Genomic DNA, 22,929 nt, shown 5'->3' with positions numbered 1-22,929 from the left:
TCCGGTCAGCCGCGCGCCGCGCCCGTCGCGACCGGGCGCGACGGGTCGTTCGACCACTGGCTCCAGGAACCCGCGTAGAGGCTCGCCTGGACGCCTGCCGCGGCCAGGGCGGCGGCCTCGTGCGCGGCCGTGACGCCGCTGCCGCAGTAGACGCCGACGTGCGTGCCCGCCGTCGCGCCGAGGGCGGCGAACCGCTCGCGCAGCGCGTCCGTGGGCAGGAACGTCCCGTCCGCCGCGAGGTTCTCCGTCGTCGGAGCCGAGGCGGCGCCGGGGATGTGCCCCGCGCGCGGGTCGACCGGCTCCGTCTCGCCGCGGTAGCGCTCGCCGGCGCGGGCGTCGAGCAGCACGCCGTCGTCCGACGCCGCGAGCGCCGCGGCGTCCGACGCGTCGAGCGTGCGCAGGTGGCCCGGCGTGAGGACGACGTCGCCGGGCGACGCCTCGACGTCGTCGGCCTCGAGCGGGTGGCCGGCGCGCTGCCAGGCGGGCAGGCCGCCGTCGAGGATCCGCACGTCGCGCAGGCCGAAGTAGCGCAACAGCCACCAGGCGCGCGCCGCCGCCATGCCCCCGGTGGCGTCGTAGACGACGACGCGGGAGTCGTGGCGGACGCCCCAGCGGCGGGCGGCCGCCTGGAGCTGTGCGGTGCTGGGCAGCGGGTGCCGGCCCTGGGCGGGCGACGGCGCGGCGGCGAGCTCGGTCTCCAGGTCGGCGAACACCGCGCCCGGCAGGTGCCCGGCCCGGTAGTGCGCGAGGCCGTCGAACGTCTGCCCGGCGGCCGCGAGCGCCCACCGCACGTCGAGGAGCACCGGGGCGCCGGGCGCGGGGTCGGCGCCACCCAGCCGGAGGTCGGCGGCGAGCTCGTCGACCGTGACGAGGACGGCGGCGCGGGGGTCGGTGGTCATGAGGCGTCCCTCTCCGCGGGGGTTGCCGCGCTCCCGGGCTCGTCCAGGAGGAGCCGCATCGTGTACGCGTCCTTGTTCTCGGGCTGGTAGTAGCGCTTGCGGACGCCGAGCCGCTCGAAGCCGAGGTCGGCGTAGAGCGCGAGCGCGGGCTCGTTGTCGACGCGCACCTCGAGGAAGACGGCGCTCGCGCCGAGCTCGCGCGAGCGGCGGACGAGCGCGTCCATGAGCGCGCGCCCGACGCCGCGCCGCTGGGTGAGCGGGTCGACGCCCACCGTCATGACCTGGGTGACGTCGCCGTCGAACCAGAGCCCGGCGTACCCGACCACGCGGTGCAGCCCGCGGCGGTCGAGGACGGCTTCGCGGCCGCGGCCCGCGGCGGCCCGCCCGACGGCCTCCGACTCGACCTCCTCGGCCACGACGTACCAGCGGCCCCAGGCCGCGAGCTCCTCGGCGAGCATGCCGTAGGTCCACGCGCCGGGGCCGAAGAGCTCGCGCTCGAGCTCGAGCACGCGGTCGAAGTCGTCGCGTCGCAGGGGGCGCAGCCGGACCGGTGCCGCGGTCATCGCGCACCTCCCGCCGCGGGGACGGCCCGCACGGGCTCCTGGACGTCAGGGCGTCGCAGGTAGAGCGGCTCGGTCGGCAGCCCCACGCCCGCTGCGCGACGCTGGAGCGCGACGCGCGCGAGCACCGTGGCGTCCGGGAGCGTGGGCGCGTCCTCGTCCGCGACGACGTCGGCGCCCAGGACGTCCGCGGCCAGCGCGTCCGGGTAGAGCGCGGCGCCCTCGCCGACGACGGCGAGGCGTCCCGCCGCGGGTGCCCCGCCGTGCGCGGCCGCGACGTCGGCGGCCTTGCCGACGTCGGGACCCGCGACGGTCTCGACGACCGGGACGCCGTGCGGGCCCTCGTGCGCGACGACGCGGTAGCGCGCCCAGTACACCTCACGGCGCCGGGCGTCGGTGGCGACGAGCACCTCGTCGTCGGGGGCCAGGCCCAGGTCGGCGACGGCCTGGACGGCGACGGCGTCGAGCGAGGGGACGCCCAGCGCGGGGACGCCCAGCGCGAGCGCCAGCGTGCGCGCGGTGACCAGCCCGACGCGCAGCCCGGTGAACGGGGCGGGGCCGGTGCCGGCGACGACCGCGGTGAGGTCGGCGCGCGTGAGACCCGCCTCGTCGAGCACCTCCGCGATCATCGGGGCGAGCTGCTCGGCGTGCCGGCGCCGCTCGTCGACGGCGCGGGAGGCCAGGCGCGCGCCGTCGTCGGAGACGAGCGCGACGGTGATCGCGGCGGACGTGTCGATCGAGAGAACTGCCACGACACCAGCCTACGAGGCCAGGTCAGCCACGGGACGCCGCCGGGCGCCCGGGTCTGCGGGCTGCGTCAGGCCGACCGGAGCAGCGCGCCCAGGTCGACGCCCTCCCAGCGCGGCCCGACGCCCCGCACCGTCGCGCGGCGCGTGCCCGCCTCCGGGTCGTCCATGTCGACGACGCCGCCGCGCGGGCGGACGAGCTCGATCTCGAGCCGGTCCTCGGTGAGCGCCTCGGCCAGCCCCGCGCCCCACTCGACGACCGTCACGGAGTCGTCCAGCGAAGCATCGAGGTCGAGGGCGTCGAGCTCGCCGAGCCCGCCGAGGCGGTACGCGTCCACGTGCACCAGGCCCGGGCCGCGCGTGCCGTCGGCACGCACCCCGGGCGCGTGCTCGCGCGCGACGATGAACGTGGGCGACGAGACGTGCCCGCGCACGCCGAGGGCGCCGGCGAGCCCCTGGGTGAAGGTCGTCTTCCCGGCGCCGAGGTCGCCCGTGAGGATCAGCAGGTCCCCCGCGCGCAGGACGCCCGCGAGCGCCGCGCCGAGGGCTCGCGTCGCCTCGGCCGAGGGCAGGTCGATCGTCACGACCACCGGTGCCGCTCCGCCCCCGCGAGCGGCCCGGCGAGACTGACGCCTCCGGCCTGGGGACGCCCGGCGACGGCCGCCGCCCCGCGCTCCCCCAGCACGCGCCCGCCCACGTACACGCGCGGGATCCGCGCGCCGAGCCGCGTCACGATCTCGTAGGAGATGGTGCCCGCGGCCGTCGCCCAGTCCTCGGCGCTCGGCACGGTCGCGGAGTGCGCGAGCCCGTCCGTGGACCCGAAGAGCGTGACGACGTCGCCGGCCTGCTCGGTGGCGTACGAGCCGAGGTCGAGCACCACCTGGTCCATGCACACGCGCCCGGCGACGCGCACGACGCGGCCGCCGTCGCCGTCGGACTCGCGCCCGATCCCGGCAGTGGCGGGCCCGCCGACGTAGACGGGTCCGCCCAGCCCCGCGTCCCCGCCCGAGGCGTGCCGCGGGATGCCGTCGGCGTACCCGAGCGGCACGACGCCGAGCTGCGTGGCCTGCGGGGTCACGTACCGGTGCGCGTAGGAGACGCCCTGCCCCGCCTCGACGTGCTTGACCGTGGCCAGCCGGGCCTGGAGCGTCATCGCGGGCCGCAGCCCGAACGACGACGCCGTCGCCACCTGCGGCACGGGCGAGAAGCCGTACACGGAGATCCCGGGCCGCACGAGGTCGTAGTGCAGCGCGGGCGCGGTGAGGGTGGCGGCCGAGTTGGCGGCGTGCCGCACCTCGACCTCGATCCCGGCGGCCTCGACGGTGCGGACGGCGTCGTCGAGCACCACGCGCTGCGCGGCGATCGTGGGGTGCCCGGGCTCGTCGGCGTACGCGAGGTGCGTCCACACGCCGACGACGCGGACCGCCCCCTCGGCCTGGAGCGCGGCCGCGCGCGCGGCCGCGGCGGGCAGGTCGGCGGGCATGATGCCGTTGCGGCCGAGGCCCGTGTCGACCTTGAGGTGCACGCGCGCCACCCGCCCGGTCGCGCGGGCGGCGGCGGCCACACCGTCGAGCGCCCACGGCGCCGCGACCGACACGTCGACGTCGTTCTCGACGAGGGCCGCGAAGTCCACGCCGGGAGCGTGCAGCCAGGTGAGGACGCGGGCGTCGCCGGGCCCGATCCCGGCCGCGCGCAGCGCGAGCGCCTCGGCGGCCTGCGCGACCCCGAGCCACGTCGCCCCGCCCGCGAGCGCCGCCCACGCGGCGGGCACCAGGCCGTGCCCGTAGGCGTCGGCCTTGACCACGGCCATGACCGCCGCCGACGGCGCGTGCGCGCGCAGGGCGCGCACGTTGTCCCGCACGGCCTCGAGGTCGACGACGGCGCGGGCCGGGAAGTCGCTGGGGAACGGCGTCACGCCGGTCATCCTCTCACCTGCCATTCCGCGAGCATCCGGCGGGACGCGAAGGTGCGGTGCTCGCCGGTGAAGGGGTCGGTGAAGGTGAGCGACCTCGACAGGAGCTGGAGCGGGCGGGCCGGGTCCGCCTCGGCGTCCGGGAGCAGGACGGGCCAGAACGGGTCGTGAAGGATGGGCAGCCCGAGCGAGGCCAGGTGCAGGCGGAGCTGGTGCGTCTTGCCGGTGTGCGGCTCCAGGCGGTAGAGGCCGAGCCCGCGCGCGTCGTCCCGCGCGACCAGGTCGACCAGCGACTCCGCGTTGGGCTCCCCGAGCTCCTCCTGGGCTGCGGCGATCCCCCGGTGCTTGACGATGCGGGAGCGCACCGTCGTCGGGAACGTCAGGCCGTCGGGCGGCAGCGGTGCTACCGCCTCGTACACCTTGCGGACCCGTCGCTCCTGGAACAGGTCCTGGTAGGCGCCGCGCACGCGGGCCCGCACGGTCAGCACCAGCACCCCCGCCGTCGGGCGGTCGAGGCGGTGGGCCGGCGCCAGCTCCGGCAGGTCGAGCGTGCGGCGCAGGTGGACGAGCACGGTCTGCGTGACCCAGCGCCCGCGCGGCATCGTCGCGACCAGGTGCGGCTTGTCGACCACCAGCAGGTTCTCGTCGCGGTGCAGCACCGCGACGTCGTCGAGCGCGGGGACGCGCGGCTCGTCGGCGGGCGGGTCGCGGTACAGGAACAGGAAGCCGCGCGGCTCGTACGGGGTGTCGACGTCGACCCGGACGCCGCGGCCCGTGACCACCTCCCCGGCCGCGACCTTCTCGAGCAGCCGCTCGGAGTCGTCCGGGAAGCGGCCCACCAGGTACTCGACGGCGGTGCCCCAGCGCGCCACGGACGCGGCGTCGTGCGGGAGCACGAGCCGCGTCGGGTTGAGGCCGTCGCGCACGGGAAGCGGGGGGAAGGGCACCGCCTCATGCTCCCACCGCGGGTGCAGGATGGGCCCTATGGACATCTACGACATCCCGTTCCAGCGCATGGACGGGACGACGACGACGCTCGCGGACCACCGCGACGACGTCGTCCTCGTGGTCAACGTCGCCTCGCGGTGCGGCCTGACGCCGCAGTACGAGGCCCTGGAGACGCTGCAGAAGACGTACGCCGACCGCGGGTTCACCGTCATCGGCTTCCCCTCGAACCAGTTCCTCCAGGAGCTCGGCTCCAACGAGGCGATCGCGGAGTTCTGCTCGACGACGTACGGCGTGACCTTCCCCGTCATGGACCGCGTCCGCGTCAACGGCCGCCGCGCCGCGCCGCTGTACGAGGCGCTCAAGCAGACCCCCGACGCCGGCGGGCACGACGGGCGCATCCGGTGGAACTTCGAGAAGTTCCTGGTGCTGCCGGGCGGCGACGTGCGCCGCTACGACCCGAAGACGGTGCCGGACGACCCCCAGATCGTGGAGACGATCGAGGGCGCGCTGCCGCGCTGAGGCCCCGCCGAGCCGGTCAGTCCCGGCGGCCGGTGGCCGCCGGGACCACGACGTCGTCGACCATCGCGGTGAGGAACGCGCTGTCGAGCGGCTCGCCCGTGACCTTGAGGCGGTAGACGATCATGGCCGTCGGCACGGCGGCGATGAGGTCGAGGTCGACACCGGGCACGGTCTCGCCGCGCGCCTCAGCGCGGGCCAGCAGCGCCCGGACGAGCGCCACGCGCGGGCACACGAGCCGCTCGTGGACGGCGTCCCGCAGCTCCTTCGAGTGGCCCACCTGCGCGATGAGGCCCTTGAGCGCGCCCCAGACGGCGTCGTCGCGGGGGCCGAGCGCCTTGACGCTCTCGAGGTCGCCCCGCAGCGAGCCGGTGTCGGGCACGTCCTCGATGCCGATCGCGGCCTGCGCGGCGCACACCATGGCGTCGATGACGAGGTCGGCCTTGGACGGCCAGCGGCGGTACACGGTCGCCTTGCCTGCGCCCGCGCGGGCGGCGACGCCGGCCATGGTCATGCGGTCGTAGCCGCGCTCGGCGAGCTCGACGCGGGCCGCCTCGAGGATGTCGGCGTCGCGGGACTCGTCCCGCGGGCGCCCCGCGCGGCGCGGCGCGGCGGCGTGCGTGGTGTCCACGGCCATGGTCGCGCTCCTTCCTCGACGGCCCCGTCGCCGTCCCTCTCATTCTGCCCTGAGCGATCAGCGGAGACAAATACGGAACTAACGGGTTCCGAAACCCCGGCGATCGTGCCTACCGTAGCCCCAGCGGCGCACGCCACGGCGCCGACCGTCCCCGCAGGAGCTACCCATGACAGCCACCACGCCCCCGGCGTCCACCCTCGACGCGGGCCACGACCCGCGCCGCTGGTGGGTGCTCGCCACCGTCGCGATCGCCCAGCTCATGGTGGTGCTCGACGCCACCATCGTGAACATCGCCCTGCCGTCGGCCCAGGCCGACCTCGTCTTCTCCGACAACGACCGCCAGTGGGTCGTCACGGCCTACGCGCTCGCGTTCGGGTCGCTGCTGCTGCTCGGCGGCCGCCTGTCCGACCTCGTCGGGCGGCGCCGCACCTTCATCATCGGCCTCGTCGGCTTCGCCGGGGCCTCCGCGCTCGGCGGCGCCGCACAGTCCTTCGCGATGCTCGTCGGGGCGCGCGCCCTCCAGGGCGCGTTCGGCGCCGTGCTCGCCCCTGCGGCCCTCTCCGTACTCACGACGACGTTCACCGACCCCAAGGAACGCTCACGCGCCTTCGGCGTCTTCGGCGGCCTCGCGGGCGCCGGCGGTGCCATCGGCCTGCTGCTCGGCGGGTTCCTCACCGAGCACCTCGACTGGCGCTGGACGCTGTACGTCAACCTCGTCTTCGCCGTGCTCGCCGTCGTCGGCGCCGTCGCGTTCCTGCACACCGGGCGCGGCCGCCCGCAGCGGCTCGACATCACGGGCGCCGTCCTGGGCGGCGCGGGCCTGTTCGCGCTCGTCTACGGATTCTCGCGCGCCGAGCCCGAGGGCTGGGGCTCGGCGTGGACGTGGGGCCCGCTCGCGGCGTCCGCCGTGCTGCTCGTCTCCATGGTCCTGTGGCTGCGCCGGGCCGGGAACGACGCGCTGCTGCCGCTGCACGTCGTCATCGACCGCAACCGCGGCGCGTCGTTCCTCGCGATCCTCGTCACGGGTGCGGGCATGTTCGGCGCGATGCTCTTCGGGACGTTCTACCTGCAGTCCCAGCTCGGCTACACGCCCATGGGCACCGGCCTGGCGTTCCTGCCGCAGATCCTCGTGCTCGCCACGTGCGCGCAACTGTGCACCAACATCTTCCTGCCGCGCTTCGGGCCGAAGGTCATGGTGCCGATCGGCCTCGTCCTGGCCACGCTCGGCATGGTGTGGCTGACCCAGATCGACGCCGGCTCCTCCTACGCGTCCCACGTCCTGCCCGGGCTCCTGGTGCTGGGCGCCGGCATGGGCACCGCGATGCCGGCCGCCATCCAGACCGCCACCCTCGGCGTCGACCGCGAGCACGCCGGGGTCGCGTCCGCCGTCGTCTCCACGGCCCAGCAGGTGGGCGGCGCCGTCGGCACCGCCGTGCTCAACACCCTCGCGACGTCGGCCGCGACGGCCTTCATCACCGCGCACGCCACGAGCAACCCGCCCGCCCCCGGCGTGCTCGCGCAGGCCGCCCTCGACAGCTACACGACGGCGTTCCGCGCGTCGGCGTACATCTTCGGGGTCGGGGCGGTCGTCGTCGCGCTGCTCTACCGCCGCCGCGCCACGACGACGCCGGCGACGCCCCCGTCGCGGCTCGAGGAGCCGGCGACGCTCCCGGCGTAGCGCGTCAGCCCGGCAGCTCGTCGTCTGACCGTGCGCCCGGGGGCACGGTCAGACGACGGACTGCCGGTCTGCCACCCTCAGCGGGACGCCAGCAGGCCCGCGACCGTCCCGGCCAGCGCCTCCGCGACGTCCGTCGCCCCCACCGGGCCTCCCGGGTTCGCCCGCTCGGCCGCCCGGCCGTGCACCAGCGCGGCCGCCGCCGCCACGCGCGCGGCGAGCCCCGGCGTCGCGACCACCTCCTCGGCCCGCGCCGCGAGCATCGCGCCCAGCAGGCCCGCCAGGACGTCCCCGGCGCCCGCCGTCCCGAGCCACGACGGGGCGTCCGCCTGCGCGTACGCAGGCCCCTGCGGCCCGACGACGACAGTCGCCGCCCCCTTGAGCAGCACCGTCGCGCCCGTCAGCGCCTGCGCCCGCCGCGCCCAGCGCAGGGGCTCCGCCTCCACGGCCTCCCGGTCCACGTCCTCGCCCCGCGACGCCAGCAGCGCCGCCAGCTCGCCCGCGTGCGGCGTGAGCACCACCCACGGCGGGCACGGGTGCTCCAGCAGCCCCAGCGCCCCGGCGTCGACGACGGCCGGCACCGGCGCCTGGGCGCCCGCCAGCCGACCCGACGACGCCGCGAGCGCCGCCCGCGCCCGGTCGCGCTGCCCGTCGTCGCCCCCGACGCCGGCAGCCCCGGGCCGAGCACCCACGCCTGCACACGCCCGCCCGCAAGCACCACCTCGGGGCGCGCGGCGAGCACGGCCCGGCCCACGGCGTCGGGTCCCTGGTAGCGCACCATGCCCGCGCCCGCGCGCACCGCCGCGCTCGCGGCGAGCACCGCGGCACCCGGGTAGGCGGCCGTCCCCGCGACGACCCCGACGACGCCGCGCGTGTACTTGTGGTCCGCAGGCCCAGGCACGGGCCACGCGGCGGCGACGTCGGCGGCCTCGAGCCGCACGACGGCTCGTCGCCGCGGCAGCCCCAGCCCCAGGTCGATCACCGCGCCCGCGCCCGTCAGGTGGGTCGCGGGCGGGAGCAGCAGCCCGGGCTTGGCCGCGCCGAAGGTCACGGTGCGGTCGGCGGGCAGCACCGGACCGGGCACGGCGCCGTCGTCGACGCCGATGCCCGACGGCGTGTCGACGGCGACGACCCACGGGCGCGCCGGGTCGCCGGGGGCCGGCAGCGCGCGGGCGAGGGCGCGCATGAGGTCCGCGGCCGTGCCGCGCAGCGCCCCGCTCGCGCCGATCCCGAGGAGCCCGTCGACGACGACGTCGGCGCGGGCGACCGCCGCGGCGGCATCGGAGGCGGCCGGCGCTGAGGCGCCGACGCCCACGCGACCGCCTGCCGCCCGCAGCGCGGCGAGCCCCGCTTCGTGGACCCGCTCGGCCGCGAGGTACGCGGTCACGACGAGCCCGCGCCGGGCGAGGTACGCTCCCGCGAACAGCGCGTCGCCGCCGTTGTTGCCCGGCCCGACGAGCAGCGCCACCTGAGCCCCGCGCACGGACCCGTCGCGCAGCTCGCCGTCGGGCCCGGCGACGGCCCGTCGTCGGGCGAGATCCCGCCGGACGACGGCGGCGAGCGCGAACGCGGCACGCTCCATGAGCGGCACCCCGGCAGCCAGCAGGGGCTCCTCGGCGGCACGGACGTCGGCGGCGGACCAGGCCTCGATCATGCAGCCATCATGGCTTCCGCCCGACGATCGGACAGCGGGACAGGCGCGCGCCTGCGACCCTCGCAACGTTTCGACGGCCGGAGTACCTTGGGCGCCATGCGATTCGGTCTCTTCATCCCGCAAGGCTGGCGCCACGACCTCACCGAGGTGGCGCCCGAGAACCACTGGGACACCATGAAGTCCCTCGTCCAGCAGGCCGACACGACGACGTCGCCCGACGGCGGCTTCGCGTTCGAGTCGGTCTGGGTGTACGACCACTTCCACACCGTCCCCGCGCCCACCGACCAGGCCACGCACGAGGCGTGGACGCTCATGGCCGCCTTCGCGGCGGCGTCGGACCGCGTGCGTCTCGGCCAGATGTGCACGTGCATGGCCTACCGCGAGCCGACCTACCTGGCGAAGGTCGCGGCCACGGTCGACGCGATCTCCGGCGGCCGCACCGAGATGGGCATCGGCGCCGGCTGGTACGAGCACGAGTGGCGCGCCTACGGCTACGGGTTCCCGCGCGCTGGGGAGCGCCTGCTCGCGCTCGACGAGGGCGTGCAGATCATGGCGCGCATGTGGCGTACGGGCTCCTCGGGGACGTTCGAGGGCAAGCGCTACCAGGTCGACGGCGCCCTGTGCTACCCGCAGCCGCTGCAGACGGTCGCCGTCGACGGCACGGAGAAGCCGTCCATCCCCCTGTGGATCGCGGGCGGCGGTGAGCGCAAGACGCTGCTGACGGCCGCCAAGCACGCCCAGTACACGAACTTCGCGGGCGACCTGGAGACGTTCACGCACAAGTCGAACGTGCTCCGGGAGCACTGCGAGAACGTCGGCCGCCCGTTCGAGGAGATCACGCGCTCGGGCAACTTCAACGTGCTCCTCGGCACCGAGAAGGAGATCGCCGACAAGCTCGCGTGGCTCGAGTCGGTCTACACCAAGCACACGCCCGAGAAGGCCGAGGGCGAGCTCGAGGGCTGGCGGACCACGCCGCTGCGCGGCACCGCCGAGCAGGTCGCCGAGACCCTCCTCGACTGGAAGAAGGCGGGTCTGGGCTACCAGATCAGCTACTTCCCCAACGCCGCCGAGGACCGCGAGCAGATCGCCACCTTCGCCCGCGAGGTGGTCCCGACCCTCCGCTGACCAGACCCGGTCGAGCGACCCTGGATGTCCGCGCGCGCACCGCGCAGAGCGGACATCCAGGGTCGCTCGGCAGCGGGTCAGGACTCTGCGATCGCCATCGCCGACGCGATGCCGGCGTCGTGGCTGATCGATACGTGCCAGCGCGTGATGCCCAGCTCCTGCGCGCGGGCCAGCACCGTCCCGCGCAGCTCCACCTCCGGCGGCCCGCCGATCGTGCGGTGCACCGTGCAGTCGTGCCACTGGAGGTTGCCCGGAGCGCCGAGCGCCTTGGCGATCGCCTCCTTGGCCGCGAACCGCGCCGCCAGGGAGTTGTCGGGCAGGTCGCGTTCCTCCGGCGTGAACAGGCGCTCGCGCAGGTTCGGCGTCCGCTCCAGGGTCGCCACGAACCGCGCCACGTCGACCACGTCGATGCCCACGCCGACGATCACCGGAGCCCCCGGCCGTCCGCGGACCGGGCGGAACGAGGGAGCAGACGGTTGGGGTGGGTCACGACGGGCTCACTCCACGGTGACGGACTTGGCCAGGTTGCGCGGCTGGTCGACGTCCAGGCCCTTCGCCGTGGCGAGCGCCATGGCGAAGATCTGCAGCGGCACGACGGCGAGCAGCGGCTGGAGCAGCGACGGCGCCTTGGGGATCCAGAAGATCTCGTCGGCGTACCGGCGCACCTCGTCGTCGCCGTCCTCCGCGATGACGAGCGTGCGCGCGCCGCGCGCCCGGATCTCCTGGATGTTGGAGACGACCTTGGAGTGCAGGCCGTGGCGGGCCTGCGGCGACGGCACGACGACGAACACGGGCTGGCCCTCGTCGATGAGCGCGATGGGGCCGTGCTTGAGCTCGCCCGCGGCGAAGCCCTCGGCGTGGATGTAGGCGAGCTCCTTGAGCTTGAGCGCGCCCTCGAGCGCCACCGGGTACCCCACGTGACGGCCGAGGAACAGCACGGACCTCGCGTCCTTCATCGACCGGGCGGTCGCGCGCACGTACTCGCCGCGCTCGATGACGGTCTGCACCTTGGCGGGCAGGTCGCGCAGCTCGTTCAGGATCGCGGCGATCTCGTCGGGGAACTTGTTGCCGCGCAGCTGGGCGAGGTAGAGGCCCAGCAGGTAGGCGGCGGTGATCTGCGACAGGAACGCCTTGGTCGAGGCGACGGCGATCTCCGGGCCGGCGTGCGTGTAGAGCACGGCGTCGGACTCGCGGGGGATGGTCGAGCCCTGCGTGTTGACGATGGACAGCACCTTGGCGCCCTGCTCGCGCGCGTGGCGCACGGCCATGAGGGTGTCCATGGTCTCGCCGGACTGCGAGACGGCGACCACGAGGGTCTTCTCGTCGACGATCGGGTCGCGGTAGCGGAACTCGTGCGACAGCTCGACCTCGACGGGGATGCGGCACCAGTGCTCGATGGCGTACTTGGCCACGTGCCCGGCGTAGGCGGCGGTGCCGCACGCGATGACGATGATCTTGTCGATGGCCCGCAGCAGGGACTCGTCGATGTGGATCTCGTCGAGCGTCAGGCGGCCCTCGAGGTCGGTGCGGCCCAGCAGCGTGTCGGCGACGGCGTGCGGCTGGTCGTGGATCTCCTTGTCCATGAAGGAGTCGAAGCCGCTCTTCTCGGCCGCGGCGGCGTCCCAGTCGACGGTGAACCGCTTGGCGTCCGCCGGCCGGCCCAGGAAGTCGGTGACGGACACCGCCGTCGGGGTGATCGTCACGATCTGGTCCTGCCCGAGCTCGAGCGCCTCCTTGGTGAAGGCGATGAACGCGGCGACGTCGGAGCCGAGGAAGTTCTCCCCCTCGCCGATGCCGACGACGAGCGGCGAGTCGTGCCGGGCGCCGACGACGGTGAGCGGGTCGTCGGCGTGCACGGCCAGCAGCGTGAACGTGCCGTGCAGGCGGCGCGCGGTGGCGGCCATCGCCTCGGTGAGGTTCTTGGTCTTGGCGTACTCCTGGGCGAGCAGCTGCGCGGCCACCTCGGTGTCCGTCTCGGACCGGAAGGTGACGCCGGCGTCGAGCAGCTCGGCCTTGAGCTGCGCGAAGTTCTCGATGATGCCGTTGTGGATGACGGCGAGCTTGTCGTCGTCGGCCAGGTGGGGGTGGGCGTTGAGGTCGGTGGGGCCGCCGTGGGTGGCCCAGCGGGTGTGGCCGATGGCGGCGGTCGCCTCGGGGAGCGGGTGCTCCTCGAGCTCCCCGACGAGGTTGCTCAGCTTGCCCGACTTCTTCGCGAACGCGATGTGGCCCTGGCCGGGGCCCGCGAGTGCGACGCCCGCGGAGTCGTACCCGCGGTACTCGAGGCGTCGCAGACCCTCGAGCGCCACCTCCAGCGGGTGACGGGTCGCGGCGGGGGTCCCGTCCGCTCCCCCCTCGAGCAGGCCCAGACCGGTGTACCCGACGATTCCACACATGTGCCCGAGTGTATCGGCGCACGCACGCGCGCAGGATCGTGCGTCCGGGTGAAGGGTGACACGACGACCAGCACGCGACGTGCCTACGGTCGTCCCATGGCATCGGTGCGGATCGGCGTCTCCGGCTGGCGGTACCCGCACTGGCGCGGCCGCTTCTACCCGCGCGGCCTGCCGCAGCGCCGCGAGCTGGAGCACGTCGCGACCCGCTTCCCGACCGTCGAGCTCGACGGCTCCTTCTACTCGCTCCAGCGCCCCGCGTCCTACCTCGCGTGGCGAGACGCGACGCCGCCCGGCTTCGTGTTCGCCGTCAAGGGCGGCCGGTTCATCACGCACATGAAGCGGCTGCGCGACGCGCGCACGCCGCTCGCCAACGTCTTCGCGAGCGGCGTGCTGGCCCTCGGCGACCGCCTCGGACCGCTCCTGTGGCAGCTGCCCGAGCGCCAGCGCTGCGACCTCGACGTGCTCGAGCAGTTCCTGGACCTCCTGCCTGCCTCGACGCGCGCCGCCGCGCGCCTCGCGGAGGAGCACGACGACAAGCTCAGGACCGCCGCATGGACCGACGTCGACGCCGACCGGCCCGTCCGGCACGCCCTGGAGGCCCGGCACCGGTCGTTCGAGGACCCCGCCGCGCTCCGCCTGCTGCGCGAGCACGGCGTCGCGCTCGTCGTCTCCGAGGGCGCGGGCCGGTGGCCGCTGCTCGACCACGTCACGGCCCCGCTGGTCTACGTGCGGCTCCACGGCCGCACCCGCCTCTACGCCAGCGGGTACGCCCCGCGCACCCTCGACGAGTGGGCCGGCCGGGTCCGCGCCTGGTACGACGACGGCCGCGACGTCGTCGTCTACCTCGACAACGACGGCGACGCGCACGCCCCGTGCGACGCGCTGGCCCTCACCGCCCGGCTCGCCGACGTCGCGGTGCCCGCCGCCGCGGGGTGAGGCCCGGCGTGTCGGGCGCACCGACCTGACCAGCGGTGTGGGGCAGAATCGAGGACGTGGTCTCCCTGCCCGAGAGCGTCGACGACGGCGCCACGCACCAGCCCTGGCCCGCCGAGCTCCCGCTGGCGGGCCGCGCGTCGTCGTCCCCCTACGTGGACCTGGACCGTGCGGCGTGGAGCCGCCTGTCGGAGTCGACCCCGCTGCCCCTGACCGACGCGGACGTGCAGCGCCTGCGCGGCCTGGGCGACCCGATCGACCTCGCGGAGGTCGACGCCGTCTACCGCCCGCTGTCCCGGCTGCTCAACCTGTACGTGACGGCGACGGCGGGCCTGCACCAGGCGACGTCGACGTTCCTGCGCGAGGGTGGGCCGCGCACGCCCTATGTCATCGGGGTGGCCGGCTCGGTCGCCGTCGGCAAGTCGACCGTGGCGCGCATCCTGCGCGAGATGATGGCCCGCTGGCCCGAGACGCCTCACGTCGAGCTCGTGACCACGGACGGGTTCCTCTACCCGAACGCCGAGCTGCAGCGCCGCGGGCTCATGGAGCGCAAGGGCTTCCCCGAGTCGTACGACCGGCGGGCGCTGGTGCGCTTCGTCTCGAGGGTCAAGGCCGGGCAGGAGGAGGTGCGTGCCCCCGTCTACTCCCACGTCACGTACGACATCGTGCCGGGCGAGGAGGTCGTGGTGCGCCGCCCGGACGTGCTCATCGTCGAGGGGCTCAACGTGCTCCAGCCCGCGCGGCCCGGCGCCGCGGAGGACTCGACGGTCGCCGTGAGCGACTTCTTCGACTTCTCGATCTTCGTCGACGCCCGCACGCGCAACATCCGGCAGTGGTACGTGGACCGGTTCCTCAACCTGCGGCAGACGGCGTTCTCCCGGTCCGAGAGCTACTTCCGCCGCTACGCCGACCTGACCGACGAGCAGGCGACCGCCCGGGCCCTGGCGATCTGGGAGGCGATCAACGCGCCCAACCTGGAGCAGAACATCCTGCCGACGCGCGGGCGCGCGACCCTGGTGCTCACGAAAGGCGCGGACCACTCGGTCCAGCGGGTGCGGCTGCGCAAGCTCTGAGAGCGGTCAGGCGGACGGCCTCGTCGTCGTGACCTGAGGGTCCGCGCCGTCGACCGCCGGGGCGTCGGCGGGGTCCTCCTCCTCGTCCACGAGCTCGCCGCGGCGGTGCAGCAGAAGGTGCAGCACACGGTCCAGCAGCAGGCCGAGGACGACGCCGACGGCGATGCCCACGGCCATCGCCAGGAGCGGGTACTCGTGCAGCCACACGCTCGCGGTGAGCCCGACGGCGATGGCGTAGAAGCCCCAGACGACGGCGGCGATCGCCGAGTAGCCCATGAACCGGCGGAGCGGGTACCGGACGGCGCCGGCCGTCATGTTCACGGCGACCCGGCCGATCGGGATGTACCTCGCGGCGATGATGAACGACGCGCCGCGCCGGGCGAGCGCCCGCTTGGCCCAGCGGACCGTCGCGCGGCCCTTCTCCGTGCGCAGGATGCGCACGCGCTCTGTGCCGACGGACCGGCCGATCTGGTAGGCGATCTGGTCGCCGCACCAGGCGCCGACGATCGCGGCGACGAGGATGCCGGGCAGCCACGGCGTGCCCGTCGTCCTCGCGGCGACGGCGAGCGTGATGACCACCGACTCGCTCGGCAGGGGCGGGAAGAACCCGTCCACGAGGGCCAGGCCGAGCATGGCCGGGTAGACCCATGCGGCGCCGGACAGCGCGAGGATCCAGTCCTCGACCTGTCCCAGGATCGTCCCCAGGTCCACGCGCGGGTCTCCTCGTCGCCGGTGTCCAGGCCCCGAGCGGCGCCCGGGGACAAGCCTAGGCGCGGGCCTTGCCGGATGACGTCGGGGAGGACCCTGGTCGGGCCCTGATGCTGCGAACCTTCACCCTGGCTTCACGCGCCCGGCGGAAGCCCGGTGATCAGGGCACCTCGAACCCGAGCGCGGCGGCCACGGGGGCAGGGTCGGGCGCACCGCCCCAGAGCGACACGAGGTTGGCGTTGCTCACGAGCGACCGCGGCACGGCGTGGTCCAGGTAGAGCTCGCCGTGGAGGTGGTCGGTCTCGTGCTGGATGATGCGGGCGGGCCAGCCGGTCAGCACCTCGTCGACGGGCGCGCCGTCGACGTCCTGGGCCGTCAGGCGCACGCGGTGATGGCGGGCGACGAGCGCGTGCCACCCCTCGACGGACAGGCAGCCCTCGAAGAACGGCACGCGCCGCGGGGCGCCGCCGTCCTCCTCCTCGACCGGCTCGTACGCCGGGTTGACCAGCAGCCGGAACGGCAGCGGCGTGCGCTCGCGCGGGTCCGTCTCGTTGCCGCGGTCCTCGACCACCGCCAGCGCCAGGCCGATGCCCACCTGCGTGGCGGCGAGCCCGACGCCCGGGGCGGCGTGCATGGTGCGGCGCATGACCTCGGCGAGCCGCGGCAGCAGGTCGCCGAGCTGGCCGGTGTACGGCGCGACCGGGGTGCGCAGCACCGGGTCGCCCGACTGCACGATCGGCAGCACGCCCGTCGGGCCGGCCGCGCGCAGCCGGTCCGCGACGGTGCGGTACAGCTCGTCGTCGACGGGCCCGCCGAACCCCGTGCTCACAGCGCCAGCCGCTCGCGCACGACGGCGGCCAGGGAGTCGGCCACGCCGTCGGCCTGCTGCTGCGTCGCGGCCTCGACCATGACGCGCACGAGGGGCTCCGTGCCGGACGAGCGGAGCAGCACGCGGCCAGTCTCGCCCAGCAGGCTCTCCGCGGCGGCGACTGCGGAGAGCACGCCCTCGTCGCTGGTCGCGCGCGCCTTGTCGACGCCCTTGACGTTGACGAGCGTCTGCGGCAGGCGCGGGATCTGCGCGGCGAGCTCCGCGAGCCGCTTGCCGGACCGCTTGACCTCGGCCGCGAGGTGCAGCGCGGTGAGCACGCCGTCGCCCGTCGTCGCGTGCTCCGCGAGGATGATGTGGCCCGACTGCTCGCCGCCGAGCCCGTGGCCGTTCGCGCGCATCTCCTCGAGCACGTAGCGGTCGCCCACGCCCGTCTGGACCGTGGTGATGCCCGACTCCCGCATCGCGATCAGCAGGCCCAGGTTGCTCATCACGGTCACGACGAGCGTGTCGTTGGGCAGCCGCTGCTCGGCCTTCATGGCCCGGGCGAGGATGCCGAGGATCTGGTCGCCGTCCACCAGCACGCCCCCGTGGTCGACGGCGAGGCAGCGGTCGGCGTCGCCGTCGAACGCGACGCCGAAGTCGGCCTCGGCGGCCACGACGACGGCCTGGAGCTGCTCGGGGTGCGTGGACCCGGCCTTCTCGTTGATGTTGCGGCCGTCGGGGCTCGCGTTCATGACGACGACGTCGGCGCCGGCCTGGCGCAGCGCCTCCGGCCCGACGACGCTGGCCGCGCCGTTCGCGGCGTCGACCGCGATGCGCAGGCCCTCGAGCGGCCGGTGGTCCGCGGTGGTGCCGATGCTGGCGACGAGGTGCTCGACGTACCGCCCGACGGCGCTGCCGTTGTCGACGCGCACGCGCCCGACGCCGGCGCCCGTGGGCAGCTCCCAGGTCTCCTGGATCCACGCCTCGATGCGGTCCTCGACGGCGTCGTCGAGCTTGAGGCCGCCGCGCTGGAAGAACTTGATGCCGTTGTCCGGCATGGGGTTGTGCGAGGCGGAGATCATGACGCCGAGGTCGCAGTCGAGCTCGCTGACCAGGTACGCCAGCGCCGGCGTCGGCAGCACGCCCAGGTCGACGACGTCGACGCCCGCGCTCGCGAGGCCGGCGGTCACGCCGGCGCCCAGGAACTCGCCCGAGGCGCGCGGGTCACGGCCGAGCACGGCCTTGGAGCGGTGGCCGGGAGCCTGGGGGGCCGCGGCGAGCTCGTGGGCGGCCGCGCTGCCGAGGGCCAGGGCCAGCTCCGCCGTCACGTCGCGGTTCGCGAGCCCCCGCACCCCGTCGGTGCCGAACAACCGTGCCATCAGTACTCCTCCTGAAAAAGACGCCGAGCCGATCGTAGCCGCGCTCCCGGCCCGGCCCGGCCCGGCGGCGCACCGTCCCACGGTGGGACGGTGCCCGGGGACGGCGACGGCCCCGCCGGACGATGTCCGACGGGGCCGTCGTGGAAGTGCTGAGGATCAGCGCTTGGAGTACTGCGGGGCCTTGCGGGCCTTCTTGAGACCGGCCTTCTTGCGCTCGACGACGCGGGCGTCACGAGTCAGGAAGCCGGCCTTCTTGAGGGCCGGGCGGTTGGCGTCGCGGTCGATCTCGTTGAGCGCGCGGGCGATGCCGAGGCGCAGGGCGCCGGCCTGGCCGGACGAGCCGCCACCCGAGATGCGGGCGACGACGTCGAAGCGGCCCTCGACCTCGACGAGCTTCAGCGGGGAGTTGACCAGCTGCTGGTGCACCTTGTTCGGGAAGTAGTCCTCGAGGGTGCGGCCGTTGATCTTCCACTGGCCCGTGCCGGGGACGAGGCGCACGCGCGCCACGGCCTCCTTGCGGCGACCCAGGGCCTGGCCCGGGGCCGTGATGGACTGACCGCGGTTGGCGACGGGCGCCTCGGTCTCCGTCGTGTAGGTGCTGGGCGTCTCGTCCAGCTCGGTGTCGATGGTGTCGACGGTGGTCTCTGCCACTTTGCGAATCCTTTGGTGTCGTCTTCAGCAGCGGCTCAGGCCTGCTGCGAAACCTGGGTGATCTCGAACGGCTGGGGCTGCTGGGCCGCGTGCGGGTGCTCCGCACCGCGGTAGACCTTCAGCTTGCCGAGCTGCTGACGGCCGAGGGTCGTCTTGGGGATCATCCCGCGGACGGCCTTCTCGATGGCGCGCTCGGGGTTCTTCTCCAGGAGCTCGCCGTAGGCGACGGAACGCAGACCACCCGGGTAACCGGAGTGGCGGTAGGCCAGCTTCGTGGTCCGCTTGTTGCCGGACAGGGCAACCTTGTCGGCGTTGATGACGATGACGAAGTCACCGCCGTCGACGTGCGGGGCGAAGGTCGGCTTGTGCTTCCCGCGCAGGAGGGTGGCAACGTGGGTTGCCAGACGGCCCAGGACGACGTCGGTCGCGTCGATGACGTACCAGTCGCGCTGAACGTCGCCGGGCTTCGGGGTGTACGTACGCACGGTTCGTAACCTTTTCGTGTTCGGTGTCGTCGGGCTAGAAGCGGTGCCCGAAGAGTCGGTGTTGTGCGCGGGAGGTTCCATGACTGACGTCCCGGCCTTGCGACCGCATGTGCGAGTGGGCGCGCTGCGATCGCGGGACGTCGGAACTAGAGCACAACGACTGGATATCTTAGCCCGACCTGCGACCGATCTCCAAAGCGAGACGGGTCGCCCCGGTCACAGCGCGCCCGGCACGCCGACGCCCCGCCGGCCGTCCTCCGGGCCGACGGGGCGTCGGGGCCGTGCGTCGAGGCGCCAGGTCAGCGCCGGCCGCCGCCCAGCAGGCCGCCGAGCCCGCCCAGCAGGCCGCCGATGTCGAGGCCGCCCCCGCCGGAGCCTCCCCCGCCCAGGAGCCCGCCCAGCAGGCCGCCGAGGCCGCCCGGCTCCTCCTGCGCGGCCGCCTGGGGCGCCGCGGCCTGCTGCTTGCCCTGCAGCTGCTTGGCGATGAACGACATCGCGATCGGCGCGAGCGCCGGGAGCAGCTTGCTGAGGATGTTCGGCTGCTGGCCGGTCGTCTCCGCGACCTTGGCTACGACGGCGTCCTTCTGGTCGCCGAAGATGTGCCCGGCGATCTTGTCGCCGTCGTCGGTGTCGACGTCGTCGATGTTGATACCGCCCTCGACGAGCTGCGGGCTGTGCTGCGTGAGCGCCTCCTGGAGCGAGGCGGCGCCCGCGGGGTCGTCGGCGTTGGCCTTGAGGCCGCCGAGGATCGCGGGGAGCAGGCCGCCCGCCGCCGACTGCACGGTGCCGGCGTCGACGCCGAGCTTCCCTGCGATCTGGTCGAGCGGGAGCGACGTGAGCAGGTCGTCCAATCCAGCCATGTGGGGCTCCAGTGTCCGTGGGCGCTCCCGGGTCGCGCCCCTGAGACCGACGGTAGCCCCGGGGCCCCGCGCCCGCGCGCGGGGTCGCGCGGCCCCGCGGCCTGGCGGCCCACCCGGTGACGTCTCGTGCTGCGGACCTCCGCGCAGGGGAGGATCGTGGGCACATGAGCGAGCAGACTCCTGGCACGGCCCCGGATCCCGAGACCGGGGCCGAGGGCGACAGCGACCAGCTGTCCGCCGACGACACCCTGTTCGACCGCGGGAGCTACGACCCGCTCGACGAGGGCTACTCACCGCCCGAGCGGTCGCGCGCCAACCACTGGGGCGAGACGGCCTGGGAGCAGTCGCACGACGAGCCGCTGGACGCCCGCCTCGCGGCCGAGGAGCCCGACTGGTGGGAGACCGAGCGCCAGCGCCCGCAGGACACGTCCCGCGCGGGCCGCCTCGTGGCCGACGACGACGCCGACCCGGACGGCGACGGCGCCGCCCGCTCGAACGACCTCTACGGCCAGGACGCGGGCGTCGACGGCGCCGCGGCGACGGCGGAGGAGGCCGCGATGCACTGGACGACCGACATCTAGGGCGTGTCCCAGACGTCCTCGTCCATCCGCATCGCGCGGATGCGGTCCGCCCGGGCCGCAAGCTCGTCGTCGGGCGGGTAGACGACCTCCTCGAGCGTGAGCCCGTGCGCGGGCACGACGGCGGCGTTCAGCTCACGCCGCCGCGACGCGAGCACCTCGGACGGCCAGGCGACGTCCTTGCGCCCCTCCCCCACGGCGATCGACGCCCCGACCAAGGAGCGCACCATGTTGTGGCAGAACGCGTCCGCCACCACGCGGGCGACGACGAGCCCCGCGTCCGGCCCGCCGGCGGGCCGCTCCCAGTCGAGCTCCTTGAGCTCGCGGATGGTCGTCGCGCCCGGCCGGGGCTTGCAGTAGGCGGCGAAGTCGCGCACGCCGCGCAGCGCCTGGACGGCGTCGTGCATCGCGACGACGTCGAGCGGCCGCCGGTGCCAGAGCACGTGCGTGCGGCGCAGCGGGTCGCGCAGGGCGGCGTCGTCGGCGATCCGGAACGCGTAGCGGCGGTAGAGCGCGGAGAACCGCGCGTCGAACCCGGCGGGTGCGAGGGTGGCGCGGTGCACGACGACGTCGGGCGGCAGCACCCCGGCGAGCCGCGCGACGAGCGACTCGCCCGGCCCTCGGTCGGAGCGGCCCGGCAGCGCGTCCCAGCGCGCGACGGGGATGTCGACGTGCGCGACCTGCCCGCGGGCGTGCACCCCGGCGTCGGTGCGCCCGGCGACCGTCAGGCGCGGCGCGGGCAGCCCGAGCGCCGTCGTGCGCAGCAGCCGCTCCAGCCCCTCCTCGAGCGCGCCCTGCACGGTGCGCAGCGTGGGCTGCCGCGCCCAGCCCGCGAAGAGCGTGCCGTCGTAGGCGAGGTCCAGGCGGACGCGGACGGTCTCGACGTCGTTCACCGGGCCATTCTCACCGACTCGGCGATGATGGCAGGGTGTCCGAGACGTTCACCCTCGCGGTCGACTGCGGCGGCGGCGGCATCAAGGCGGCGGTCCTCGACGAGGCCGGCACCGCCCACGCCGCCCCGGTCCGCGTGCCGACGCCGTACCCGCTCCCCCCGGCGCTGCTCGTCGACACCATCGCGGACATCGCCACGGGCCTGCCCCGCGCGCACCGCGTGACCGTGGGGATGCCGGGCGTGATCCGCCACGGCGTCGTCGTGCACACGCCGCACTACATCACCCGGTCCGGGCCCCGCTCGCGCGTGGAGCCCGAGCTGCGCGACGCCTGGGAGAGCTTCGACGTGCGTGCCGCGGTCGCCGAGCGGCTCGGCATCCCGGCGCTGGTGCTCAACGACGCCGAGGTCCACGGCGCCGGGGTCGTCGCAGGGTCGGGCTTCGAGCTCGTCCTCACGCTCGGCACGGGCCTCGGCGCCGCCCTGTTCGACGGCGGCCGCCTCGCGCCGCACCTCGAGTGGTCCCGCGCGCCCGTGCGCCGCGGCGCCACGTACGACGAGTACATCGGCGAGCCGGAGCGGCGCCGCCTGGGCGACGGGCTGTGGTCGCGGCGCGTCCTCACGATGGTCGAGGGGCTGCGGCCGGTGTTCTGGTGGGACCGGCTCTACCTGGGCGGCGGCAACTCCCGCCGCATCACGCCGACCGTCCTGGGCCGCCTCGGCGACGACGTCGTCGTCGTGCCGAACTCCGCCGCCCTCGTGGGCGGGGCGCGCGCGTGGGAGCTGCCACGGGAGACCCTCGGGCTGATCTGACCGGCCCGGGAACGCGAGAGGGCCCCGCACCGTGACGGTGCGGGGCCCTCTCGACGCGGCGCGGGAGGCGCGGAGGCTCAGGCCTCCTTGGTCTCCTCGACCGTGGTCTCCTCGGCGGCAGCCTCGACGACCTCGGTCTCGACGGGAGCCTCGACGGTCTCCTCGACGACGGTCTCCTCGACCTTCGCGGCCTTCTTCGGCGCGGCCTTGGCGGTGGCCTTCTCGGCCTCCTTGACGACGGCCTGCTTCGGGCTGACGGGCTCGAGGACGAGCTCGATCACGGCCATGGGAGCGTTGTCGCCCTTGCGGTTGCCGACCTTGGTGACGCGCGTGTAGCCACCGTTGCGCTCGGCCACGGCCGGGGCGATCTCGGTGAACAGCGTGTGCACCACGCCCTTGTCGCGGACCACGGTCAGGACGCGACGGCGGGCGTGCAGGTCGCCGCGCTTGGCGAACGTGATGAGACGCTCGGCCAGCGGCTGGACGCGCTTCGCCTTGGTGACGGTGGTGGTGATGCGGCCGTGCTCGAAGAGCGCCGTGGCGAGGTTCGCGAGGATGAGACGCTCGTGAGCCGGGCCACCGCCGAGCCGCGGACCCTTGGTGGGGGTAGGCATGTCAGGTTCTCCTTGAGGGGGTTCCCTGCCGGGGGCTCAGCGCGCGCCCGGCAGGCCTGCGCCAGGTCGC

Annotated in this window: 25 protein-coding genes and 1 pseudogene; 7 read left to right on the top strand and 19 right to left on the bottom strand. The window is 74.8% G+C overall.

Translation table 11 applies throughout. The annotated features are described in order from the left end of the window. Nucleotides 1-5: 5 nt before the first annotated feature. The 6 genes from ET471_RS08830 to ET471_RS08805 all read right to left on the bottom strand — a co-directional run bounded on the left by ET471_RS08830 (nucleotide 6) and on the right by ET471_RS08805 (nucleotide 5,064). Nucleotides 6-899, bottom strand: a complete 894-nt coding sequence (locus tag ET471_RS08830; protein WP_129187639.1) for a sulfurtransferase — start codon at nucleotides 897-899, stop codon at nucleotides 6-8. Beyond that, a complete protein-coding gene (rimI, locus tag ET471_RS08825; RefSeq protein ID WP_129187638.1) occupies nucleotides 896-1,462 on the bottom strand; it encodes a ribosomal protein S18-alanine N-acetyltransferase in 567 nt (188 codons plus the stop codon). The genes ET471_RS08830 and rimI overlap by 4 nt, the downstream gene beginning before the upstream one ends. Next, nucleotides 1,459-2,211: a tRNA (adenosine(37)-N6)-threonylcarbamoyltransferase complex dimerization subunit type 1 TsaB gene (tsaB, locus tag ET471_RS08820; protein WP_129187637.1), complete on the bottom strand. Its 753-nt coding sequence runs from the start codon at nucleotides 2,209-2,211 to the stop codon at nucleotides 1,459-1,461. The genes rimI and tsaB overlap by 4 nt, the downstream gene beginning before the upstream one ends. A 65-nt stretch (nucleotides 2,212-2,276) precedes the next feature. Beyond that, nucleotides 2,277-2,795: a tRNA (adenosine(37)-N6)-threonylcarbamoyltransferase complex ATPase subunit type 1 TsaE gene (tsaE, locus tag ET471_RS08815; RefSeq protein ID WP_129187636.1), complete on the bottom strand. Its 519-nt coding sequence runs from the start codon at nucleotides 2,793-2,795 to the stop codon at nucleotides 2,277-2,279. Then, the gene (gene alr / locus ET471_RS08810) at nucleotides 2,786-4,129 is read right to left on the bottom strand and encodes an alanine racemase (protein WP_242496523.1); all 1,344 of its coding nucleotides are present in this window, start codon (nucleotides 4,127-4,129) and stop codon (nucleotides 2,786-2,788) included. Before alr ends, tsaE begins: the two co-directional genes overlap by 10 nt. Further along, nucleotides 4,126-5,064, bottom strand: coding sequence for a pseudouridine synthase (locus tag ET471_RS08805; protein ID WP_129187635.1), 939 nt, complete (start codon nucleotides 5,062-5,064; stop codon nucleotides 4,126-4,128). The genes alr and ET471_RS08805 overlap by 4 nt, the downstream gene beginning before the upstream one ends. A 37-nt stretch (nucleotides 5,065-5,101) precedes the next feature. Here ET471_RS08805 and ET471_RS08800 point away from each other — a divergent pair, with 37 nt between their 5' ends. Continuing rightward, nucleotides 5,102-5,584 (top strand): glutathione peroxidase, encoded by a 483-nt coding sequence (locus ET471_RS08800; protein ID WP_129187634.1) that lies wholly within the window; start codon nucleotides 5,102-5,104, stop codon nucleotides 5,582-5,584. A gap of 16 nt (nucleotides 5,585-5,600) precedes the next feature. Here ET471_RS08800 and ET471_RS08795 read toward each other — a convergent pair whose 3' ends face one another. Next, nucleotides 5,601-6,218 (bottom strand): TetR/AcrR family transcriptional regulator, encoded by a 618-nt coding sequence (locus tag ET471_RS08795; RefSeq protein ID WP_129187633.1) that lies wholly within the window; start codon nucleotides 6,216-6,218, stop codon nucleotides 5,601-5,603. 166 nt (nucleotides 6,219-6,384) lie between these two features. On the opposite strand from ET471_RS08795, the gene ET471_RS08790 reads away from it, so the two are divergent. After that, nucleotides 6,385-7,896, top strand: coding sequence for an MFS transporter (locus ET471_RS08790; protein ID WP_129187632.1), 1,512 nt, complete (start codon nucleotides 6,385-6,387; stop codon nucleotides 7,894-7,896). A gap of 77 nt (nucleotides 7,897-7,973) precedes the next feature. Here the strand turns inward: ET471_RS08790 and ET471_RS19120 are convergent, their stop codons facing one another. Continuing rightward, nucleotides 7,974-8,414 (bottom strand): ADP-dependent NAD(P)H-hydrate dehydratase, encoded by a 441-nt coding sequence (locus tag ET471_RS19120; RefSeq protein ID WP_425356578.1) that lies wholly within the window; start codon nucleotides 8,412-8,414, stop codon nucleotides 7,974-7,976. A gap of 200 nt (nucleotides 8,415-8,614) precedes the next feature. Next, nucleotides 8,615-9,475, bottom strand: a pseudogene (locus tag ET471_RS19115) (NAD(P)H-hydrate epimerase); the annotation flags it as partial. A gap of 168 nt (nucleotides 9,476-9,643) precedes the next feature. Here ET471_RS19115 and ET471_RS08780 point away from each other — a divergent pair. Then, a complete protein-coding gene (locus ET471_RS08780) occupies nucleotides 9,644-10,672 on the top strand; it encodes an LLM class F420-dependent oxidoreductase (protein ID WP_129187631.1) in 1,029 nt (342 codons plus the stop codon). A gap of 77 nt (nucleotides 10,673-10,749) precedes the next feature. Here ET471_RS08780 and ET471_RS08775 read toward each other — a convergent pair whose 3' ends face one another. Together ET471_RS08775 and glmS are read right to left on the bottom strand one after the other, a co-directional pair. Next, complete coding sequence (locus ET471_RS08775; RefSeq protein ID WP_129187630.1) at nucleotides 10,750-11,100, bottom strand: holo-ACP synthase; 351 nt, start codon at nucleotides 11,098-11,100, stop codon at nucleotides 10,750-10,752. Nucleotides 11,101-11,169: 69 nt separating this feature from the next. Next, nucleotides 11,170-13,065: a glutamine--fructose-6-phosphate transaminase (isomerizing) gene (gene glmS, locus ET471_RS08770; protein ID WP_129187629.1), complete on the bottom strand. Its 1,896-nt coding sequence runs from the start codon at nucleotides 13,063-13,065 to the stop codon at nucleotides 11,170-11,172. Between the two features lie 96 nt (nucleotides 13,066-13,161). On the opposite strand from glmS, the gene ET471_RS08765 reads away from it, so the two are divergent. Both ET471_RS08765 and coaA read left to right on the top strand, forming a co-directional pair. Continuing rightward, nucleotides 13,162-14,001, top strand: coding sequence for a DUF72 domain-containing protein (locus ET471_RS08765; RefSeq protein ID WP_129187628.1), 840 nt, complete (start codon nucleotides 13,162-13,164; stop codon nucleotides 13,999-14,001). A gap of 122 nt (nucleotides 14,002-14,123) precedes the next feature. Next, on the top strand, nucleotides 14,124-15,071 hold the full coding sequence (gene coaA / locus ET471_RS08760; RefSeq protein WP_129190826.1) for a type I pantothenate kinase: 948 nt from the start codon (nucleotides 14,124-14,126) through the stop codon (nucleotides 15,069-15,071). A 6-nt stretch (nucleotides 15,072-15,077) separates the two neighbouring features. Here coaA and ET471_RS08755 read toward each other — a convergent pair whose 3' ends face one another. The 6 genes from ET471_RS08755 to ET471_RS08730 form a co-directional block, all read right to left on the bottom strand. Continuing rightward, nucleotides 15,078-15,782 (bottom strand): DedA family protein, encoded by a 705-nt coding sequence (locus ET471_RS08755; RefSeq protein WP_129187627.1) that lies wholly within the window; start codon nucleotides 15,780-15,782, stop codon nucleotides 15,078-15,080. 157 nt (nucleotides 15,783-15,939) lie between these two features. Beyond that, nucleotides 15,940-16,608: a peptide deformylase gene (locus ET471_RS08750; protein WP_129187626.1), complete on the bottom strand. Its 669-nt coding sequence runs from the start codon at nucleotides 16,606-16,608 to the stop codon at nucleotides 15,940-15,942. Further along, nucleotides 16,605-17,969: a phosphoglucosamine mutase gene (gene glmM / locus ET471_RS08745; protein ID WP_129187625.1), complete on the bottom strand. Its 1,365-nt coding sequence runs from the start codon at nucleotides 17,967-17,969 to the stop codon at nucleotides 16,605-16,607. The genes ET471_RS08750 and glmM overlap by 4 nt, the downstream gene beginning before the upstream one ends. 156 nt (nucleotides 17,970-18,125) lie before the next feature. After that, nucleotides 18,126-18,620 (bottom strand): 30S ribosomal protein S9, encoded by a 495-nt coding sequence (rpsI, locus tag ET471_RS08740; protein ID WP_129187624.1) that lies wholly within the window; start codon nucleotides 18,618-18,620, stop codon nucleotides 18,126-18,128. Between the two features lie 35 nt (nucleotides 18,621-18,655). Next, nucleotides 18,656-19,105: a 50S ribosomal protein L13 gene (gene rplM / locus ET471_RS08735; protein WP_129187623.1), complete on the bottom strand. Its 450-nt coding sequence runs from the start codon at nucleotides 19,103-19,105 to the stop codon at nucleotides 18,656-18,658. 299 nt (nucleotides 19,106-19,404) lie between these two features. Beyond that, nucleotides 19,405-19,965: a DUF937 domain-containing protein gene (locus ET471_RS08730; RefSeq protein WP_129187622.1), complete on the bottom strand. Its 561-nt coding sequence runs from the start codon at nucleotides 19,963-19,965 to the stop codon at nucleotides 19,405-19,407. 164 nt (nucleotides 19,966-20,129) lie between these two features. Between ET471_RS08730 and ET471_RS08725 the strand changes: the two genes are divergently transcribed. Beyond that, nucleotides 20,130-20,546: a DUF5709 domain-containing protein gene (locus ET471_RS08725; RefSeq protein WP_129187621.1), complete on the top strand. Its 417-nt coding sequence runs from the start codon at nucleotides 20,130-20,132 to the stop codon at nucleotides 20,544-20,546. Here ET471_RS08725 and truA read toward each other — a convergent pair. Beyond that, complete coding sequence (gene truA / locus ET471_RS08720; protein ID WP_129187620.1) at nucleotides 20,543-21,436, bottom strand: tRNA pseudouridine(38-40) synthase TruA; 894 nt, start codon at nucleotides 21,434-21,436, stop codon at nucleotides 20,543-20,545. The genes ET471_RS08725 and truA overlap by 4 nt on opposite strands. 35 nt (nucleotides 21,437-21,471) lie before the next feature. Between truA and ET471_RS08715 the strand changes: the two genes are divergently transcribed. After that, nucleotides 21,472-22,245, top strand: coding sequence for an ROK family protein (locus tag ET471_RS08715; RefSeq protein ID WP_129187619.1), 774 nt, complete (start codon nucleotides 21,472-21,474; stop codon nucleotides 22,243-22,245). Nucleotides 22,246-22,322: 77 nt separating this feature from the next. Here ET471_RS08715 and rplQ read toward each other — a convergent pair whose 3' ends face one another. Beyond that, nucleotides 22,323-22,859 carry a 50S ribosomal protein L17 gene (gene rplQ / locus ET471_RS08710; RefSeq protein WP_129187618.1) on the bottom strand — a complete coding sequence of 179 codons (537 nt, stop codon included), beginning with the start codon at nucleotides 22,857-22,859 and terminating at the stop codon, nucleotides 22,323-22,325. Nucleotides 22,860-22,929 lie beyond the last annotated feature (70 nt).

The organism is Xylanimonas protaetiae (genome assembly GCF_004135385.1).
In the GTDB taxonomy this organism is placed as follows: Bacteria; Actinomycetota; Actinomycetes; order Actinomycetales; family Cellulomonadaceae; genus Xylanimonas; species Xylanimonas protaetiae.
The sequence above is the reverse complement of the archived record's forward strand: the minus strand, read 5'-3'. Positions and strand labels throughout refer to the sequence as shown.